16 protein-coding genes are annotated in these 20,587 nt (G+C 50.8%); 2 read left to right on the forward strand and 14 right to left on the reverse strand.

Features of this window, described 5'->3' with window-relative positions; genetic code table 11:
- Positions 1-106: 106 nt before the first annotated feature.
- Entirely contained in the window at positions 107-1,552 is a 1,446-nt protein-coding gene (locus ACAN56_RS11425; RefSeq protein WP_379142828.1) for a DEAD/DEAH box helicase, read from the reverse strand.
- A gap of 90 nt (positions 1,553-1,642) precedes the next feature.
- A complete protein-coding gene (locus ACAN56_RS11430; protein ID WP_379142830.1) occupies positions 1,643-2,296 on the reverse strand; it encodes an HD domain-containing protein in 654 nt (217 codons plus the stop codon).
- A gap of 320 nt (positions 2,297-2,616) precedes the next feature.
- On the opposite strand from ACAN56_RS11430, the gene ACAN56_RS11435 reads away from it, so the two are divergent.
- Positions 2,617-3,891 (forward strand): histidine--tRNA ligase, encoded by a 1,275-nt coding sequence (locus ACAN56_RS11435; RefSeq protein WP_379142832.1) that lies wholly within the window; start codon positions 2,617-2,619, stop codon positions 3,889-3,891.
- Positions 3,892-3,920: 29 nt separating this feature from the next.
- Here the strand turns inward: ACAN56_RS11435 and ACAN56_RS11440 are convergent, their stop codons facing one another.
- From ACAN56_RS11440 to ACAN56_RS11495, 12 genes are all read right to left on the reverse strand, one after another.
- Entirely contained in the window at positions 3,921-4,940 is a 1,020-nt protein-coding gene (locus tag ACAN56_RS11440) for a phosphotransferase enzyme family protein (protein ID WP_379142834.1), read from the reverse strand.
- Between the two features lie 139 nt (positions 4,941-5,079).
- Positions 5,080-5,346, reverse strand: a complete 267-nt coding sequence (locus tag ACAN56_RS11445) for a CD3324 family protein (RefSeq protein ID WP_038589454.1) — start codon at positions 5,344-5,346, stop codon at positions 5,080-5,082.
- Between the two features lie 281 nt (positions 5,347-5,627).
- On the reverse strand, positions 5,628-6,977 hold the full coding sequence (locus ACAN56_RS11450) for a helix-turn-helix transcriptional regulator (protein ID WP_379142837.1): 1,350 nt from the start codon (positions 6,975-6,977) through the stop codon (positions 5,628-5,630).
- A gap of 141 nt (positions 6,978-7,118) precedes the next feature.
- Positions 7,119-9,152, reverse strand: a complete 2,034-nt coding sequence (locus tag ACAN56_RS11455; protein ID WP_038589449.1) for a methyl-accepting chemotaxis protein — start codon at positions 9,150-9,152, stop codon at positions 7,119-7,121.
- Between the two features lie 231 nt (positions 9,153-9,383).
- Complete coding sequence (locus ACAN56_RS11460; RefSeq protein WP_379142841.1) at positions 9,384-10,409, reverse strand: bile acid:sodium symporter family protein; 1,026 nt, start codon at positions 10,407-10,409, stop codon at positions 9,384-9,386.
- Positions 10,410-10,537: 128 nt separating this feature from the next.
- Entirely contained in the window at positions 10,538-11,548 is a 1,011-nt protein-coding gene (locus ACAN56_RS11465) for an L-rhamnose/proton symporter RhaT (protein WP_038589447.1), read from the reverse strand.
- Between the two features lie 462 nt (positions 11,549-12,010).
- Entirely contained in the window at positions 12,011-12,964 is a 954-nt protein-coding gene (locus ACAN56_RS11470) for a radical SAM protein (RefSeq protein ID WP_342439500.1), read from the reverse strand.
- Positions 12,965-13,200: 236 nt separating this feature from the next.
- Positions 13,201-14,445 carry a stalk domain-containing protein gene (locus ACAN56_RS11475; RefSeq protein ID WP_038589443.1) on the reverse strand — a complete coding sequence of 415 codons (1,245 nt, stop codon included), beginning with the start codon at positions 14,443-14,445 and terminating at the stop codon, positions 13,201-13,203.
- A 110-nt stretch (positions 14,446-14,555) separates the two neighbouring features.
- Positions 14,556-15,506, reverse strand: coding sequence for a nucleoside hydrolase (locus ACAN56_RS11480; protein WP_379142847.1), 951 nt, complete (start codon positions 15,504-15,506; stop codon positions 14,556-14,558).
- Positions 15,507-15,772: 266 nt separating this feature from the next.
- The gene (locus ACAN56_RS11485) at positions 15,773-16,951 is read right to left on the reverse strand and encodes a MalY/PatB family protein (protein ID WP_379142850.1); all 1,179 of its coding nucleotides are present in this window, start codon (positions 16,949-16,951) and stop codon (positions 15,773-15,775) included.
- Positions 16,952-17,177: 226 nt separating this feature from the next.
- Positions 17,178-17,831, reverse strand: coding sequence for a deoxynucleoside kinase (locus ACAN56_RS11490; protein WP_379142852.1), 654 nt, complete (start codon positions 17,829-17,831; stop codon positions 17,178-17,180).
- Positions 17,828-18,451, reverse strand: a complete 624-nt coding sequence (locus tag ACAN56_RS11495; RefSeq protein WP_038589432.1) for a deoxynucleoside kinase — start codon at positions 18,449-18,451, stop codon at positions 17,828-17,830. Before ACAN56_RS11495 ends, ACAN56_RS11490 begins: the two co-directional genes overlap by 4 nt.
- 331 nt (positions 18,452-18,782) lie before the next feature.
- Here ACAN56_RS11495 and ACAN56_RS11500 point away from each other — a divergent pair, with 331 nt between their 5' ends.
- Entirely contained in the window at positions 18,783-20,390 is a 1,608-nt protein-coding gene (locus tag ACAN56_RS11500; RefSeq protein WP_052091988.1) for a stalk domain-containing protein, read from the forward strand.
- Positions 20,391-20,587 lie beyond the last annotated feature (197 nt).

A 20,587-nucleotide genomic window follows, 5' to 3' on the forward strand; every position in this document is an offset into this window, starting at 1 on the left:
CAAAGACAAAAAGCAGTATCAGACCTTCGTCCGATACTGCTTTTTGCAATCTGTCTGTGCATTCTTTTAGCCAAACAAAGTCTACTTTTCCCGCCTGAAACCTGGTCTATTTCTTCGCAATATGCACCTTCAGCAGCTTGCCTTTTACCGTAGTGTCTTTCATCGCTTGCAGCACCAATGCGCCTTTGCCGTTCAGGATGTCCACGTAGCTGACGTTATCCTGGATCGTGATGATCCCGATGTCGTCTGCGGTGATGCCTTCAAGCTTCGCTATGGTGCCGACGAAATCGACGGCTCTGAGCTTCTTTTTCTTACCGCCGTTAAAATACAGCTTCATGATGTTCTCGTTCATGACCTCGGTTTTGCCCGCTTTGCGGACCTGCTGCTTGCCCAGCTTCAGATCGAAGGCCGGTTTGGCGTAGGCCACAGCATCGTCCGAAGGAGCTTTCATTACCGGCAGGCTGAAACCGATATAGCCCTCAATGTCCGCTACCCATTTGTGCTCATTCGGCGTAACGAGCGTGATCGCTTTGCCGCTTTTACCCGCACGTGCGGTCCGGCCGGTGCGGTGGACGTAGCTTTCTTTTTCCAGCGGAATATCGTAATTGATCACATGGGTGATGTTCTCAATATCAATACCTCTGGCGGCCACATCGGTAGCAATCAGATAACGGAACTGGCCCCGCTTAAAAGCATTCATGACCTCAAACCGCTCGTCCTGCATCATCCCGCCGTGAATCTTGTCCACCGGATACTCCAGATCGGCCATCCCGCGGAACAAGGCATTCACCTGATCCTGGGTGCGGCAAAAAATAATGCAGCTGTCCGGATTCTCCACGGTGAGCAGATCACATAGCAGCTGGAATTTGGCAGCTTGTCTCACTTCAATTAATGCATGCTCAATCGACGCTGTCGTGATGCCGCTGGCTTCAATCTCAATATCCGCCGGTCTCTGCATATATTTGCGGCATAAATTCTTCACCGCCTCCGGCAGCGTGGCGGAGAACAGCATCGTCACCCGTTCCCGGGGCAGCTGCTGGATGATCTTCTCGATCTGCTCGATGAAGCCCATGCTGAGCATTTCGTCGGCCTCGTCGATGACGAGATATTTGATCCGCTGCAGGGGCAGCGTACCGCGTTCAATATGGTCGAACACACGGCCCGGCGTACCTACGACAACATGCGTCTTTTGTGTGAGTTCAATTTTCTGCGGGGCAAACGGCTGTTTGCCGAACAAGGCGACCGCCTTAATCCGCTTGAAGCGCCCGATGTTGGTAATATCCTCCTTCACCTGAGCAGCCAGCTCACGGGTTGGGGTCAGCACCAAAGCCTGCGGCTTGTTCTCCGCCCAATCCACCAGCTCGCAGAGCGGGATACCGAACGACGCTGTTTTGCCGCTGCCCGTCTGCGATTTCACGATCAAATCCTGCCCCTGCAAGGCTACAGGAATCACTTTACGCTGTACTTCAGTCGGCTCCAGATACTTCAGCACATCCAGCGCCCGGATAATTTCTTCATTCAAACCATACTCTCTAAACTGCAGTTCGCTCATGTTCACTTCAACCTCTTCTATGCCGATTGTTCCGGTTCAAGCGGGGGTTCCCGCGTTCCTTCCATCTTGTGCATAGTCTCATTATAACAGTTAATGGCTGCCTTGATTCCATTCCTTATAAAATTGCTCCAGAAAGCCCAGCATGAAATCATGCCGTTCTTCGGCCAGCTTGCGGCCATAGGGGGTATTCATCAGGTCTTTCAGTTTCAGCAGCTTCTCATAAAAATGATTGACCGCCGTCCCCTTGGAATAATCGCGGTATTCCTTCTGCAGCGATTCATCGCGCGGCGTGATCTCCGGATCATACACCGGACGTCCCTTCGCACCCGAGAACACCATCGTTCTGGCAATGCCTATGGCGCCAAGTGCATCCAGCCGGTCCGCATCCTGCACAATCCGCCCTTCCAAGGTCGACATCGGTTCACCCCCACCACCGCTGAAGGACATCGTCTCAATGATGAGCATGATATGTTTGATTTGGGCTTCATCCGCCAGGTGCTGCTTAAGCCAGTTATGTACTTTATCCAGTCCCGCTTCCTTGGAAGGGTTCAGCTTCTCGTCGGCAACATCATGCAATGTCGCAGCGACTGTACAAATAAAAACATCCCCCTTCTCCATCTCCGCAATCAGTGCCGCCGTATTCCGCACACGTTCTGTGTGAAACCAGTCATGACCGGTGGAATCTCCGGCCAGCTGCTCCTTCGCAAACCTTTCAGACTCGGCAATAAGTTGTGTATGATTCACAGTGAATCCCCCTTTTCGTTCAATTGATTATTCTAAACCATCCGCAGTATCACACTTGCAAGGATTTTCACTATCCGCTATAATGTGCTGTAATCCAGTCTGAAAGGGAGTTGATTCCAGTGAACAGCACAAACAGCATTACCATCATACAGAATCAGCTTCACCATCACAAGCAGCGTTAGCACTCCTGAACATCTATCAGGGAGGGCTAACGCATTTCGCGTTTGACCTCCCTGCGGCAATTATAAGCGCGCAGGACCATGAGGTCCGGCGCGTTTTTTTATGCTGAATTATATTTCGAGTTAAAGGAGCTGTTTAACATGCAAAACATTAAAGGAACCTACGATTATTTCGGCCGGGAGCAAGCGGTCAGACAAAAGGTACAGGCTGTGCTGCGCGGGCTGTTTGAAAGCTATGACTTTGAATCCATGGATACAACACTGCTGAATGAGCTTGAATTGCTGACCTCCAAATATGCCGGTGGAGATGAAATCCTCCGCGAAATGTACCAGCTCACTGACCAGGGCGGCCGCCGACTGGGGCTGCGCTACGATCTGACGATTCCCTTTGCCAAGGTGATTGCCCTCAATCCGGGGATGGAGTTCCCCTTCAAGCGGTATGAGATCGGCAAGGTGTTCCGCGACGGTCCGGTCAAAAAAGGCCGGCTGCGCGAATTCCTGCAATGCGATGCCGATGTGGTCGGGATTGCCGGTCCGCAGGCTGAAGCGGAGCTGATGCAGCTGGCCGCCGAGGTATTCCGCAGACTGGACATTGCGGTGGTGGTCAAATGGAACAACCGCCGGTTCCTCGGCGAGATTCTGGAATCGGCAGGTGTCCCGGCGCAGGAGCACCTCTCCGTGATGCTGACCCTCGACAAGCTCGCCAAAATCGGCATCGGCGGCGTGCTGGCGGAGCTGTCCGATAAAGGACTAACTCCGGAAGCCTTACTGGCGATTACCGCTTTGCTGGAATCCGGCAACCCGGGTTTTGAGGAGCTGACGCGCAAATATGGACTTGCCGGCCGCCCCGGAGCGCTGGAAGTTCTCGCTCTGAAACAGCTGATTGAAGAAATTGGCCTGGACGGCTTCTGTGTCTTCGATCCGTTCCTGTCACGCGGCCTATCCTTCTACACCGGGACCGTCTATGAAATCTTCGACGCCTCCGGCGTTTATACGTCCAGCCTTGGGGGCGGGGGAAGATATGATTCCATCATTGGAAAGCTGGTCGGACGGGAAGATATCGAATACCCTACGGTCGGCATTTCATTTGGCATGGAGTCGATCATGGCCCTGCTTGGAGAGCGTCCGGTGCAGCAGGAGCCGACTGGAGTATGGATCGTTCCCATTGGCGGGAATATGCCTCAGGTCTTGCTCGCCGCTGCAAGGCTGCGGGCCGCAGGCATCCGCGTAACCGTAGATTCCGGTACCCGGAAGCTGAAGAAAACGATGGCCGCAGCCTCAGCAAAAGGCATCCGCTATTGTCTGCTGCTCGGCGAAAGCGAAGCCGCACTCGGCAAGCTCCGTCTCAAGGACATGTCTGCGCACAAGGAGGAACTGCTTACGGTGGAGGAAGCAATCTCGCTCATCTCCAGCTAATTCTCCTGGACCCGCAAAATTCCGGCTAATCATTTCATTTCCTCGGGCTCAATCACCTCGAACAAAAAGGGAGCACTCTTTAAATATTCCCTGAGATACGCCTGGGAATAAGGCTGCTGCTCCCGCAGTCCGGGGACTTCCGCCGGGTTCGAGGCATGATGGCTGTAATTTCCGATCATAATCATAATAAAAAAACATTCCAGTCTACGTACATATCCGCTTTCCAGCTTCTTCCGGCTTGCATAGCCTTCAATAAGCCGCTTGCGCTGCCCAGGGGAAAGCTCCAATAATGCGGCAGCCAGATCGTAGAGATAGTACCCGTAACCGCATCTTCCAAAATCTATCGGATAGGGCTGCTCCCCGGCAAACACAACGTTTCCGCTATGCAGATCTCCATGAATCAGTCCATATTGATCTTCGTTTGCCTCCATGCCCTCCAGTTCGGAGAGGATTTTTGCAGCAGCTAACTGATAAGTCTTCCATCCCGTTTCGGATACAAACCCGCTGTAATAACGTCCCAGCTTATCCATCTCACACTTAAAGCTCTGCTCCCCCCATACAGGGCGGATAAACCCAACCGGAGGAACGAATCCGGCAGCCGCGATGTGCAAGGCTCCCGTCATAGCTCCCATATTGAATATTCTCTGATCCGTCATATGCCCGCCAGCATGCTCCCCTTCGACCCAGCGGGTAACTGTAACCCACAAGGAAGAGGCATCCTCTTCGGAATCTGCCTTGAGGATATAAGTGCCTGCTGTATTGGCCACTCCTTCCGGCATCGTCAGTCCCTCCACCCGGTTCAGCGCCTGAAGCAGCAGCAGCTCCGACTGAATCTTTGCATTGCTCATCCATCGCCCGTGCATCCGCAGCAAATAGCTTCCGGTGCTTGCCGTCTCGATCTTATAAGTGATGTTATCAGACAGGCCGATATATGAAATTGAGGTCCAATCCAGCCCATACTGCGGCAGTGCCCACATCACGATGCTCCTTGCCTGCTTCAACAGAAGCCTTCTATCCTCATCCGTATCACAGCGAAAAGCTTCGAACATTATTTTTCCTCCTTAACGAATATGTCCGTTTATTATAATGGCAGCGCTGCTTTGCTAATATATAGACAACTCTTATAAAGAGATTATTGCACACAAAAAACCGCATCGGACTGTTCATCCCATACGGCATTTTGTGAATCTATTTTTTGCAGTAGATAATTTTTTTGATGCTGTCGTATGACAGACAAAATTGCTCAGAAAGTTCACGGGCGGTAGCTCCGCCGGCATGCTGCTCCCTGATTTCATTGTTTCTCGCTGTCAGATACATTCGGCTGCCCGAATTCTCGCCCCATTTCTTCCGCACGCCTTCAGGCTTCGGAATATAGAGCATTCCACCGTGAATATATTTCTGAATTTCCTTCAGCAATACTTCCGGCAGAATCACATCTGCGTTAACATATTTCATTTTATAGCCCGCTCCTTAAAATTAGTAAACGTTTTAAGGGAGCAAAGTCTATAGGAGAAACCATTATCTTCTACAAGATAACTTATGCGGTAATCTGCTTACAGCTCTATACAAACAACCGCGGTTGTTAATCTATAGACTTTGCATAGAGCTGTGTGCCGAAACTTGTCATGGTCCTGTCTCCCTTCCGCTCAAATCCGGCAATGCTTACATTTAATTTACCATAAAATGACTTGAAGATGAAGACGCAGGCCTTCACCTCCTTTTTGAAGAAGGCCTTACTATACCTTCATCTGTCTCTTCAAGTACCACTCCCGGTAGTCCTTGGGATTTCTGCCGCTGTACTTCTTGAAGGCGCTTATAAATTCGTCTGCCACGGAATAACCTGCCAGCATTGCGATCTCAGAGCATTTCAGTGCATTTTCCCGCAGCTGCTGCTCAGCCTGGGCCATTCTCAATTTAGTGACATAGTCGTTCAAAGGAATGCCAACATGCATTTTGAATAACCGGCTGAGCTCGGCCTCAGATACATGAAATAACGCTGCAAGAGATGGAGCTTTCAAGTCGCAGGCAAAATGTTCCTTCACGTATTTCCTGATAGCCTCGGCCAGCTCTCTTCCACCGGATGCCTGCGTCCTTCTCACTTCCGCCATGACTAGCTGTCCCAGTTCCTGCAGCAATTCCTTTGCATGTTCACTCGATGTGCAGGCGGCAAGGGTCATTTGGCTGTTCCATAAATATTTTTGGAGCGCAGTGCCGCCGTATTCAAATTTCCCCGCAGCTCCACCTAGAATCAGCAGCATACGCTGCGCCAAAAAGCGGCAAACCTCCAGTTGAGAAGCCGCATCGTCCTCCAGAGTGAACAACGAATCCAGCTCCAGGCGGAAAGCAGCACTAGCTGGCTGTTCCAGACTCAACGTCAGCCTCTGTTCCGTCGCCTGGCTGAATGCAGTCAGCCGGTCAGCGGCACGGCTCTGGAGAACCAGCCCTGTGCCGCTGCCGGGAATAGCGCTCCGGCTCCCGCTTAAAGCCAGTAAACACGAGGCATAGCCGTTCTTTAACCGCTTCAGTCCTTTGATCTCTGCACCGATTCCTGCGGCAATTCCCAGCCTCAATCCGCGCTCGACATTCTGCTCAAGCTCTCTGGCGAAGTGCTCAGCTCTGTCATCCTTATGTGACGCATTGTCTTTCATGACAATCAAGAAATACATTACCGGGCTAATGCTTCCGGTATCGCAGAACGAATACACGCCCTTCGACCCTGCAGCCGTCCTGCGGCATATCTGCTGGAAATCCTTATAAAGCTGATTCCGGCGCTTCCGTGGCTCTCCTATTTCTCCTGCCGGAATCTGCAGCTCTACGGCTGCACATTGCAGCTTCACTCCCTCATCGGCCAGCGGATGGAGCTGTAGCTGCCGCAGCCGTTGTTTCACCTTCTCCGGACTGAGCCACTCTTCCCGGACCATCTGCAGCAGAAAGCTCTCCTGCATAAGCCGGAGCTGATCCAGCCTGCGCGTTTCTCTATCATTAACGGTTAACAGGGGAAACGCTAATCTTACGCCATCCCCATTCAACTCTGCTTGATTATGGCTGTATCCCTTCTCTTCGTCCCCGAGCGTTATCTTAATCATTACATCCCCCCATATCAGCGGCTGCACAGCTGTATCCTATCCATAGTATGGTCCAAAAAAGGATGAACCTATCAATAGATGTAATGATGATGAACAAAAAAAAGAACCCCGCCAGTGTGCGGCGGGGCCTAAGTTATAGTTTTATATTTTAAATTTCTCCACCAGTCCCTGAAGCGCTTTGGCACTTTGCGTATTTTCATCGGCCATCGTCGCCTCATGGAATGTCTTCTCTACAATATCCGCCGTCTTCTCGGCAATATCCTGCACGCCGATTGCACCTTCGTTGACAGTAGCTGCCACCTCATTAACCGCAATCGCGATGCTTGATACCGTCTGGTCCAAGTGATCTGCGGACTCCTCGAACTGGTTCATGAGCGTGTTGATGATGGAGGCGTCACTGTTGTACTGCTCGCTGACCTCTGTCAGGCGCTCATAATCACCCAGCACATTGTGGTCAATAAACGTAAGCATGGCTTCGGAATTCTCTTTCATCTGCTCTACAGAAGAGTATACATTCTTGACGACATCCTGAATTCCCGCTGCCGTTTCGGAGGATTTCTCAGCCAGCTTGCGGATTTCTCCCGCAACTACCGCAAATCCCCGCCCTGCTTCACCCGCGCGGGCAGCTTCAATCGCCGCATTTAAGGCAAGCAGATTGGTCTGGCTGGTAATCGACAGAATGGTATCTGCCAGGAGATTGATTTCATTGATCGCGCCCGACTGCTCAATCGCCTTCTCCATTTCGATACGCACCGATTCGTAAATCCGCTTGGCATTATCCGTAGACTGCACGGCGTCATGCTGCAGCACCAGTGCCCGCTCGATAATTTGGCTGGTCACTTCCGTCCCTTCCTTGACCTTTCCGGAGATCATTCGGACATTGTTCTCGATTTCATGAATCGCTGCTGTCATCTCTTCTGTTGAAGCTGCCGTCTCTTCCATACCTGCCGACAGCTGCTCCGTCGTGGCTGAATTGTCATGTGCATTCTCTCTGACATCAATGGACAGCTTCTCCAGCGTTTCCGCATTGTCCAGCACCTTCGTGGAGATGGTGATCAGGCTTTCAGCCATTTCCCGGAGCACAGCGCGGGTATGGAACATGGCTTTAGCAATGATTCCAGTTTCATCTTTGTTCTTCAACAGATACTCATACTGCGCATCGTATTTGAGTTCCAGCTTAGCGGTCTGGTTAATCATCTCTGTCAGCTTTATGATCGGGGAAGAAATTCTGCCGGCGACAAGCAGTCCAATAATCAGAGTCAGCAGCAGACTCCCCAGACCCAGCAGGATAATATAATGCGTCATATTGTCTACAGGCTGCATGACCTCCCCGACATCACCAGTCAGCACCAGTGTCCAGTTCGTTTCGGGAATGACGGTATAAGCAGCTTTTTTCTCCGCGTCACCTATGCTGTACTGCACTTTGCCGTCTTCAACCTTCTCTCCGGCTTTCACACGTTCCACAACAGCCTTGATCTGATCATTCTCGACAGGCAATCCAATCTTCGTCTCATCGGGATGATACAGCATATTTCCGGTCTCATCTACCAGATAGGCGTACGAGGAAGGCGCATTTGCCACATTGGCACCGGACAAGTATTTGATAATACTGTTCGCATTGACAGCCGAGGCGACAAAGCCGATCATTTGGCCGCCGCTGGTCACCGGATGTACAAACGCCACAACATAAGCCCCTGTAGCTTTCGATTTCAAAGTTTCACTGATGACGGGGGCACCGGTCTCAATCACGCGCTTTGCATAACTTCTTTCGCTGAAATCCGTACCCACCAGCGCCGTGTCGCTATCTGCTACCGCAATCCCCTTCATATCGGATACAAATATATGTTCAAGATTGCCGGCATCCTTCACGATGCCTTGCAGCTTGGTGTTCACTTCGGCCTGCAGCGTATCTCCATCTGCTATGCCGCCGGTTTTGTTTTGTTGCAGCAGTTCAATAATTTCGGTCTGTCCGGCCACCAGAGCCATACTGCGTTTCTCTTTATCAATCATCGCCGCTATGGTTTCCGCTTTATTGGTGTTGACTTGCTTCATTGCAGATTCGGTAAGGCCCAGAATGGTGTTGGTGGATTTGTAATACGTGAAAGCCCCCATGATTACAGTAGAAAGCAGGGTAACGGCAATCATCATAACTGACAGCTTCATACGAATTTTCATTAATTTCTACGTCCTTTCATACTGGTCTTATAGTCCTGGTTATCTTCCTATTTCTATGTAATTTGTTACACTTATTATCGGTCTCCCTAAGAAAACAGTGAAGATTAGATGTAGAATTTCAGAAAATAATAGCGTATTTCGTCGAAAAAATAGTTTTTTAGTATCATTTTTATTGCTACTCAAAAAAAGCAGGCCGGAAAGTTATTCCGCCTGCTTATCGTTATAATGCTTCTATGAGGAGATCGTCGTTTCCGTTGGAGATGTTGAGGTTGACTGTGCTGCAGCATCTTCGGATTGCATGCGTCTCATCCTGCTGCGGATTACAAATCCTGAGCATGCGGCCAGAATCTGCTGGAAGAGCATCCCGGAAATGACCGGGAGCGCCACAGCGGGAGGGAAATACTTCACCGCCAGCACAGCCCCCGCGCTCAGGTTACGCATCCCGGAGTTAAACTGCACGGCCACCGAATTTTCGTAATCCCAGTGAAGGCGGCGTGACACCAAGGCTCCGATCACATACCCAAGCACAACCGTTCCAAAGGTGACGAACAGGATCAGCGCGAGTTTGCCGTCCGGATGCTTTAAATACCGGGCAATACTGGCGCCGTTAATCGATACGACGATAAAAAGCCCCACTTTGACAAATGGAGCCAGCGGCGGACCGTACACTTTGCCGGCCGTTCCCTTTGTCCATTGATTCAGCAGCATCCCCGCCAGAGAAGGCAATACGACCATCCACAGCAGTCCCTTCATCATTTCCCCGAGATGGATTTCCACGCTTGCCCCCATTAGCAGATGCAGTGTACCCGGTACGATCAGCGGTGACAGCAAGGTATCAATGAGAATCAGCGCCAGTGTAAGTGCCACATTGCCGCCGTGCATGGATACCCAGACCACGCTGACGACTCCAGTCGGAATAGCGAACAACAGTACATAACCCGTAACCGTATAGGGGTCGCCCGGAAAAAAAGCCTTCGCCGCAACCCAGCCGATCAGCGGCATGACCACATGCAAAATGACCATTAGAATAATCAGCTTCTGCGGTTTGAGCAGTACGGCCAGCAAATCGCGAAAATTAGACTTGAGACTGCCAATCAGTGTCATGAAGGCAAATATCCACGGCACCAGCCAGGTAAAAGGCAGAAGCCTGCTCTCGTTCAGAACGCCAAACGCGATAGCAGCCGGTGTCAGCAGCGGCATTATTTTTTCCAGCAGCGTATTGGAACGCAGCAATCCATTCCTTATTCCATTGAGCATGTTCTTCTACCTTCATGTATGCAGCGGCATACAAGCCTTCTCCATAGATTTCACATTGCAGACTTTATTGAAATCTTAACAGATTCTCATGATGCCTCTATCTGTTAATCATGGCAATTTGCAGAAAACTACGCCATGCTGTTCGCAATCCCCACGACAATCCAGGATAGAATCAGGATTACATTGCCCCATAACAGCAGTTTCTTGGGAGCTGCAAACCCTTTCCACTCCCCGTCCCTGAGACCCCAGGCATTACTGATAATTAAGGACAAGCCGTTAAAGGCGAGCCAGCCGACCACGGAGCCAAGCGGTCCCAGCAAAGCTGTCGCTTTGGCATAAAAGCCAAGTGCCAGAAACCAGACTAATGCGGTAGCCAAAGCTTTGACATAGGCGGTGCCTGCCCCCTTAGCAACATAATCCCTGTAAGTGCCGTTTTTGATCAGCAGGATGAGCGCATAAGCGAAGTTAGCAACAAAACCACCGGACAACGTAATTACCCAGGAAATAAGGCTGGCGCTGATCTTGGCCGTTCCGTCAGCAACGGCAATATCCACAGCCTGATTCGCATAGGAGAAGCCGATATTCATCGCTGCCGAACCCAAACCGGCAACCGAAGCTATAATCAATCCTCTGGTAAGGCTGCTGCCGGAGCTTGTCCCTTGACCGGAAGCGGTAATCAGCTTTTCCTTGAGCAGACCGGCCTTAGTAATGACTGCAACCCCGCCCAGCATAATCGCCGCACCGATCAGAAGCACGGTGAAGGAACCCGCAGCAGGTATATTTCCAAAGATAAACAGCGGAATTAATGAGCCCAGGGAAGCCGAAATGCCCATGTTTACCCCGTAAGTGAGCGAAACCCCGATGGAGTCAATCGCTTTGCCGAACATTATGGAGCTGATCCCCCACAGAAAACCGCAAAAAGAGGCGGTCCATAGCACATCAGAGGAGGTCTGCCGGATGTAGCTGAAGAAATTAGGCACCTCGATCCATGTCCAGACCACCGGAATGATCAGAATCCCCACCAGCGAGAAGATCGTCCAGAAGGCCTCCCAGGAGAACGGCTGATATTTCTTCATGCCCAGCCCAAAGCTGCCCTGGAAAAAACAAGCCAACAGCAATAGTAAAAATCCGTAAATCACGTTGTAATCCTCCCAAACTATATAAGTTGAACTTTAGATTTACCGATCCGGCATTAGAACGCAACTGCGGTGAATGTTTGGACTTCCGGCCGCTGTTGTCTACAGATTTCTTGTTTTATACCGCTCTTAGCGGTTGAAATCCGTAGACAAAGGCGGTCGCTACCGCTCCTACAGTTCCAAACTTCCCCTCCGCTGCTTTTGCCTCTAGCTAGTTCTCTAGTTCAACTTAAATTGTATTCTTTGTCTATGTAGTTAAGCCGCAGAGTATCTCTGCATTAGTAGTGCATATGATGATGATTATACATGAAAGTTTTCATTGTGGGATGAAATTCACAAGAAATATCTCACGCTGATCTATCAAACCGGCAGCAAAAACAGACCGCAGCTGGAATGCCGCGGTCCTGTCTGCTGCTGAGCTGCCGAACCGGCTCTTTCAAGCTGAATCCGGTTCGTCGCAGCTCTCTATAGGCCTTGCGGAAACAAAGCGTCCAGCGCCGGGCAAGGCTGCTTCTCCAGAAACTGTGAGAGCGGCTCAGGCATGTTGCTGTACAGCTCGTTCAACGAGGTTCCCTGATAAATGTTGCCGATGATTACCGGGTGGCAAAGCTCGGAGATCAGAATATCGCCGTTGCCATGCAGGTGCAGCTGTTTCTTGCCTTCTATGCAATGCGGGAAATATACCCCAGGCTGCTCCTGGAAACCAAGTGCTTCCATAAAGCGGTCCATGCAGGTGAAGTAGAGCGTTGTATCTTCTTTTTTGCGTTCAATCAGCTCATTCACTGCATTCTTCAGCTGTTCGCGGGCAGCAATGGCTTTCCAGCCGGTATGGCCCATGATGATGCTGTTCTGAATCTCGTGCGTTCTAACACCCATAGAGTAGACATGATCGCTGATTTCTTTCATATTGTCCTGTGTTTCATTGAACAGCAGCGTTTCCAGCACGACGTCCACACTTGTCTTGGCGAACATCGTGATGTTCTCTCTGATTTTGTCATAGACGCTAGGATGAATGTTGTAATAACGGGAGAAGGCATCCGCTGTCGTAAAGTTGAACGAGATATGTATCGTAGTCAGCCCGGCAGACACCAGTTGTTCGATGCGCTCCGCATTCAGCAGACTGCCGTTGGAGTTCAATTGGGTCTGGATGCCCCGGGAAGCACAGTAGGATACAATTTCAACGCAGTCCTGAAACTTCAAGGTGACTTCACCGCCGGAGAGGCGGACCCGCTTCAGCCCGGGAAGCTCCTCCAGGATACGGATAACCTCCTTGCCATTAATGCTCTGCCCGTCGTTTCTATTATATGCACAGCAGTAATCACAGCGGAAATTGCAGTTCGAAGTCACGCCAACCTCCAAACCTTCCAGTTCATACGTCAGCGGTTTGTCCAGCTCCAGTGATTTATATTTCATGCTCATGTTTGATAAGCCTCCTAAAAAATAAGATATCCTGCTCAAGGGTCAACCTTAGAGATTATAAAGGTTTGCAGCTCAAGTTAATGTGATATTTGTTGTATAGGAACGCAATCCGCACTACTGCCTTCCCTGGAAATAGCAAGAAGAGGCTGCCCGGCGGGCAGCCTCTAGTTCCAAACCGACTAACATTCATCTTCAACCTTCAGATCCAATCTATGATTTCCGGCAACTCTACCGTTCTACAACTCTAGCGATTTGCTCATCTCATTCCAAACAGGCTGTCCGATCAGTCCAAGCCGCCAGATGGCGATGCCTTTGAGGCCATACCGTTTGGCCAGTCCAATCTTGGCGTTGACGGAGGTTGCATTCTCACTGTATACGGAGATTCCGAGCACCAGCTTACTTTTATCCACCTGCTGCAGGGCGAGACGAATGCCTTCATCCACTTTGTTCATCGGCTCCGGACCTGACTCATCCTCATACGCATAAGCCATAATCACCAAATCATCGGCCAGCGATGCCAGCGTCTTATAATCATACCCTTTGTAGGAGCCGTTCAGCGGGGGAAGAATAACGGTCAGCTTAAGACCTGCCGCCCGCGCCATTACGGATAATTTTTTGACAAAAACATTATATTGGCTCTGTACCAGCTTCTTGTCGCCGGTCATCCCCAGCCCTTCCAGATCAAGCCCGATTCCCTTAAAGCCTTTCTGTGAAGCCAAATCAACAATGCTGGTAATCGTCTTCTGCTGAAGCTCAAGATCTTCCATATTCTTGGTCAGCTCCAGCTCTTTGTCCCCGGAATAAACCATCAGGTAAGGCGTGGTACCTCCAGCAGCGGCATTCTGGACGATGGACTCTGGTGTCACATCGCCGTCAGCCTTCGGCCACCAGAAATCTGTACTGGCCGTTGTAAATTGTCCGCTGCGGTCGATCCGGCTCCACCCAAAGGCGACCGCGCTAAAATCAGGAATACGCGAAACCTCGCTATAGGCTCCCTGCGCATAAAACCCAAGCGTATACATATCCTTCTTCGGCGAAGTGATCGATACAGTCTTGCTGGCCTGATTCCAGGATACCGCTGCGCCAAATTGCTGGCCAAAGAAGCTGAGCGGGATCATCGTGGTGCCCCGGATATTTTGCGGAGCTACAGCCAGCTTCACGGTTGCGCCGTTCACCGCTGCATTTTTGCTGCCGAGTGTAAGGATAACCTTAGTGGTCCCGGCGGCACCGCTTGTGGTTGCTGTGATTTTACTTGCAGCCTGGTCCCATACCACCGGAATTCCCAAAGCTTCCGCGATCGCCCGGAACGGCACCATCGTGGTTCCGCTCATCACTGCAGGTTCAACCGGAAAAGGCAGCGGATATCCGTCCAGCATAATGCTGACACCCGCCGGGGCAGCCTGAGTCGGCTGAGCAGGCAAAGCGGCAAAGCTGCTTACAGAGATTGCTGCACATAATAGCAGCTTCGTTAAGCGTTTCATGTATAAAATCTCCATTCTATGATAGGATGTCGAGTCTCTCAAACCTAGTTTAGTTCCGTCTACCATTTTACCAAAATAGTTATTTTTAGCAAATTAATAGATTGTAACTATCACATAAACGCGCTCAAAAAGACGCCGACGGCCCGTTCCGCATCCACATCAACGGCAACCTCTATGAATTCACCCGCTTTGGGCTGTGCCCGCAAATCGGCAACGACCATTCCGGCGGTATGCTCACCCCGGGTCTCCACGCGGACCTTCATCTGGCGGCAGGTCAGCAGGTCCGGCTGCAGCGCGGCCATCAGCGCCAGCGGATCATGCAGCGGTGCTCCACCTATCAGATAATTCGCTTCACGGTAGAAATTAAAATAATACTTCAAGGATTCGTCCATGAAGTCAATCAGCGCTTTGTTCTCTTCCTTGCCGAACTGCCTCAGAAGCTCCAGGTGCGCTGTGGTGATGAGTGTCTTCAGCGTAACATCCAGCCCGACCATCAGCACGGGAAGCCCGGAGGTGAATACACGGTCGGCCGCTTCCGGATCTCCCCACAGATTTGCTTCCGCAACCGCTGTTACATTGCCGGGCTTAAAGACGGTACCGCCCATGGCGACTACTTTCTTGAGTTTCCCGGTTAGAGCCGGGTCCAGATCAAGCGCCAGCGACAGGTTGGTCAACCGTCCCAGCGTTACGAGTACAATCTCGCCGGGATTCTCATCCGCCAGGCGGACAATAAATTCGGCTGACGTTTCCAGCACCGGCTGCTGAGACGATGGAGGCAGCTGAACACCGCCAATCCCGTTCTCACCGTGCACATGGGTCGAGAAGCCGCCCAACTCGCGGACGAGCGCTTGGGACGCGCCAAGGGCTACGGGAATCTCATAACCGGGATTGGCCAAGGCCAGCAGCCTCAATGTATTATCTGCCGCCTGAGCGACATCAATATTGCCGAATACAGTGGTGATTCCTTCCACAACCACATCTGGAGTCCGCAGGGCATATAATATGGCCAATGCGTCGTCAATGCCGGTATCACAATCAATAATTATGCGGGTTTTACTCATCTCTATTTTTTCCACTCCCATTATGTATCCATATCATAGCTTTCATCTTAACACGGGTATCCCAAGTGCTCAATGCCAGGACAGGTCAATGGGATCTGCCTAAGGCTTTAAATTTCCCCTAAGGCTGTCTGTGGGAGGCGGGCAGAGAAAAATCGTTGTGCAAAATGAAAGAGTATCAGCAGGCGCAAAAAAGCCCGCCGTATCCCCTGAACATGGCAGTGTTCAAAAGTGATACGGCGGGCTTATGAGTAACAGCGTAAATCCCCTTATTTTACATAAGGTGCTGCAGCCTGACTGAAACGCTCCAGTGCTTCGGCCAGAATGGAACGCGGGCAAGCCAGATTAATCCGCAGATGGCCTTGTCCCTCCGTACCAAAGACTGATCCTTCGTTAAATGCCACTTTGGCTTCACGGTACATCAGCTTCTTCAGACCCTCAGCGTCCAGTCCAAGTGCGCGGCAATCGATCCACAGCAGGTAAGTAGCCTCTGGTGTCATTGGCTTCACCTGCGGCAGGTGCTCCGCGAGGTAGCCGATGGCATATTCCGCATTGCCGCTGATATGCTGTATGAGTTCATCCAGCCATTCCCCGCCTTCATTATATGCCGCTTCCACAGCCTCTGGTGTAAAATAAGGAGACATGTGCAGGCTGAGCGCCTTAAGCTTGTACTCAAATTCCCGCTTCAATTCCGGATTGGAGGTTACGATGTAAGAGGTCTGCAGGCCCGGCAAATTGAACGTTTTGGTAGCGGCCAGTGTGGTCAGTGTAATATTCGACAGCTCCTCCGACAAGGAAGCGAACGGAATATGCTTGTGGCCCGGCAAAGCCATATCACAATGGATTTCATCCGAGATCACCGTCACCCCATACTGCAGGCACAGCTCTCCAAGGCGCAGCAGTTCTTCCCGCTCCCACACCCGGCCTCCCGGATTATGCGGGCTGCACAGCAGCAGCAGCTTAGCGCCGCCAGCCATCAGCTCTTCCAGTTGGACATAATCCATAACATAATGGCCGTCTTCGAGTTTCAGCGGATTAATGGCCACCTTGCGGTCATTCATCCGGATCACATCATAAAAAGGATAGTAGACGGGCGACTGCAGAATCACCTGATCTCCCGGCTTGCTGAACAGCTCCACCGACAGGCTGAGCGAGGTAACGATTCCGGGGGAATCCGTGATCCAGTCCTTTTGAATCTCCCAGTCATGGCGTCTGCGGTACCAGCCGGCAATCGCCTCTTTATAGGAATCACTCGTCACGCTATAGCCGTATATTCCTTCCTGAACGCGCCGCAGAATCGCTTCTTTCACGGCAGGCGGGCTCTCGAAGTCCATATCCGCTACCCAGAGCGGAAGAATCTCCTTGTCTCCGAACAGCTTCTCGGACTGATCCCATTTGTAGGAGCGGGTATTGCGGCGGTTAACTACTTTGTCAAAGTCATATTTCAAGTGAGGTTCCTCCATCCATTACGGCTTTTCAGATTATTGTATCACAGGGGACATCTTCAGGCACCTCTCGCATTAATTCCTATCCATCAAGTGGAAACGGCTTCGCCGTCCTCAAAAGGACGGTATCCGTTTCAGCGAGAAATAGAAGGATAATTTGTAGCGTGAAGCATATAAATTCTTCTATTTCAAAAAAGGCCAACCGGATTCTCCGATTGACCTTCAACTTCTACTTCTCCACCGGAATCCGCTGGATCGACTTCCCTACCTGCTTCAGAATCTCCGCCATCGAAGCCGTATCATTCACATCATAATCGTCAATATTCAGGCGCAGCACCGGGCAGGCGCTGAACTCGCCAATCCACTGCGAATAACGTCCGTGCATATGCTCCCAGTAGGAGACATCGGTCTGGATTTCCATCTCGCGGCCACGTTCATTGATGCGGGTCAGGATCGACGGCAGGCTGCCTTCAATATAGATCAGCACGTCAGGATGCGGGAAATAGGGCGTCATCACCATGGCCTCGTACAGGCTGGTGTATGTTTCATAGTCCGTTTTGGACATCGTGCCCTGATCGGCATGCATTTTGGCGAAAATACCGGTGTCCTCATAAATAGAACGGTCCTGCACAAACCCGCCGCCCAGCTCGAACATTTTCTTCTGCTCTTTGAAGCGTTCGGCCAAGAAGTAGATTTGCAGATGAAAGCTCCATCGTTCAAAATCATGGTAGAACTTCTCCAGATACGGATTGTGGTCTACCTGTTCCAGCGAAGTCTGAAAATTGAGACGCTTCGCTAAAGCTCCGGTCAGTGTGGACTTTCCGACACCTACCGTACCGGCTACTGTGATAATTGCGTTATCAGGGATGTTGTATGGGTTCATTTCATAAGCTCCTTTAGGTGGTCGGCGATTGCGGCAAAGTCTTCTTGGTTTCCCACAAAATCTACCTGGGTTCCGTCGATGGTCACAATAACGGTTGACGGTTCGCTGACGGCCAGAGAAGCCATCGCATCGTCGTAATCCTCTATTAATTGCTGCAGATAAGCAGGAGCAATCTCCTCTTCGAACGGGCGGCCGCGCTTGGCGATTCTGGTAAGCAGCGTATCAAGATCCGCTCTGATATAAAGAATGATATCCGGTTTCGGCAGATCATCGGTCAGCACATGATAGATTTCGCGGTATTTGTCACGTTTGGTGCCTTTCAGCGTCCGCTCGCCAAAGATCAGGTTCTTATAAATATGATAATCCGAAATAACCGGCTTGTTCTTAGCGATGTACTCGTTCACGGTATCTTCAAGCTGCTTATACCGGTTGCAGAGAAAGAACATTTCAAGCTGGAAGCTCCAGTCGTCCATGTTTTGATAGAACTTGTCCAGGAACGGATTCTCCTCCACAATTTCTTTGATGACCGGAAGCTGCAATTCACCGGCCAGCATCGTGGCAAGTGTTGTTTTACCGGCTCCGATCGGGCCTTCCACTGCTATAAAGGGTGCATGTTTCATTAACGCTGATTTCCTCCTCAGGTACGGACAATGCCGGGTAAAGCTTGCTGTGATTATTCCTTTAAAAAACAGACTAAACTATTGTATCACAGGAGGGCTTTCTGTGAACGGATGAATTCGTGATTTTTTTTGCAGGCGCAGCTCCAGAAAAGGCCGTATCCGCTTCAGACTTAGCGGATACGGCGTTTTGATTGATATTGCTTTACTCTTCCCGAGCAATGTGCGGTATTAGATTGGTTAGGAAACTTTTTTACCAGTCCTTGCGTCTAACCTTACAGGTTGTTTTATTTCCTATATAAGTCAATTACGCAAATTATCGAGGAGGATTTCCGTGAAAAAATGGACGATGACTTTATGCTTGTTGCTGAGCTTAACCGCTTCAACGGCTTCAATACATGCATCCGCTGCCGGGAGTGCCGAAACTGCCGCTACAACCGCCGCAGCAACAGTGCAGGCAACTGCCGGCATTATGTCCTATGGACCAGAATACCTGATTAAAAATGACGGAAGCCTTTGGATATGGGGTGGCACCAAATCAGTGCCTACTCTGCTTCCGGGGCTGAAGGATGTACAAGCCGCCTATGGGTTTGGCCTACAGGCCGGAGGACTGGCCGTCACAACGGATAATGCCGTGTGGAGGTGGCAGACCAACCCTAAGACTCTGGCGGTGGAAGTCACTCCTGTGCAGGAACTGACCAAGCTAACAGAGCTCTCTACGCTTTGGAGCCGTTACATAGCTATAGATGGAAATGGCGCGGTATTCAGCTCTCCCCGAGTATCAGACGAAGACAAATCCCCCCTCTTTACAGCTGTTCCCGGCATAGATAATGTCGCTGCGGTGAATGGTTATAATGAATGGGATGGAAACAAAGGCTGGGAACGTATCAACTTTCTGAAAAAAGATGGCACTGTATGGACCTCCCGCGATGAGCTGTCCACCTTTGAGCCTGTCCAGAATTTGACCGGTATCATCCAGCTGACGCAGCAATATGCGCTTAAAAAAGATGGTACACTTTGGACCTGGCCTATACAGTCCTATGACTCCGCTGATTCCGGAAAGCCATTTCCGTCTGTCCTATCCGCTTCTCGGGTGAGCGGATTGACAGATATCCGCTCGATCCATGGCAACTCGCGGACCATGCTGGCCATCGATGCTCAATCACGCCTATGGTTCTGGGGTTCCACCGTAACGGGCTGGTCCGACGGAACCACTTATCATGAGCAGAAAGTCCCCGTGTGCCTTACAGGCATCAAGAACGTGACTGGTGCCTACTTCATGGAACGGTCAATCGTCGCCCTGACTGCAGATGGCAAAGCTTACACGGCCTCCCTTGAAGGCGACTCCATGTCAGCGGATGCGAAATTCACTCTCCTTGCCTCTGATATCACATCTATTCAGGAAGGTGAGCGCCATCTTATTTTGCAAAAAAAGGACGGGGCCCTCTTGGGCTGGGGCGTCAACAAAGACGGACAGTTGGGGTATGGTGAGTATGAGTTCAGCTATAAAACTCCCGTTCCCGTACAGAAGCCGATTGCAGTATCTTTGAACGGCGACAGGGTTACTCTAACGAACGGTGTAATTACCCGGGGCGGGCAAAACTTTATTCCACTCCGTTCATTGTTTGACAAGATGGGGGCCAATGTCTCTTACAAAGAAGATACGAAGAGTGTCCCTTCAGGCAAAGCAGGAGGTACAACAACCACTGTGGATAAAAAAGTGACGATTACCCGCGCCGCTGGCGATAAACCCGCCATCTCGATCACGATCAATTCTGTTACAGGGGCTACGACCGTGAATAACAAAACGGTAACTCTTGAGACCCCGCCGTTTGTCGTATACGGAACGATCTACCTGCCGCTGCGCTTCATCAGCGAACAGCTTGGCGCAGCTGTCAACTGGATGCCGCAGGAAGAGGAGATTGCAATCACTTACAAATAGATCTCCAGTCCCCAGCTTATCCAATAGCCGATCTAAAGCAGAAAGCGGGCCTCCGCTCCACGTTTCGTGGAAGCGGGGTCCGCTTTTTCCTGAGGTTTATCAATTCAGGATTTCCTCTACTGCAAGCTTCTGTTAAGATCATAAGTCAGTCTTAGCAACAATAACGGGCAAAGCTCCCGGTATTGTTGTATAAACAA

This window comes from Paenibacillus paludis (genome assembly GCF_042610515.1).
GTDB lineage: Bacteria > Bacillota > Bacilli > Paenibacillales > Paenibacillaceae > Paenibacillus_AQ.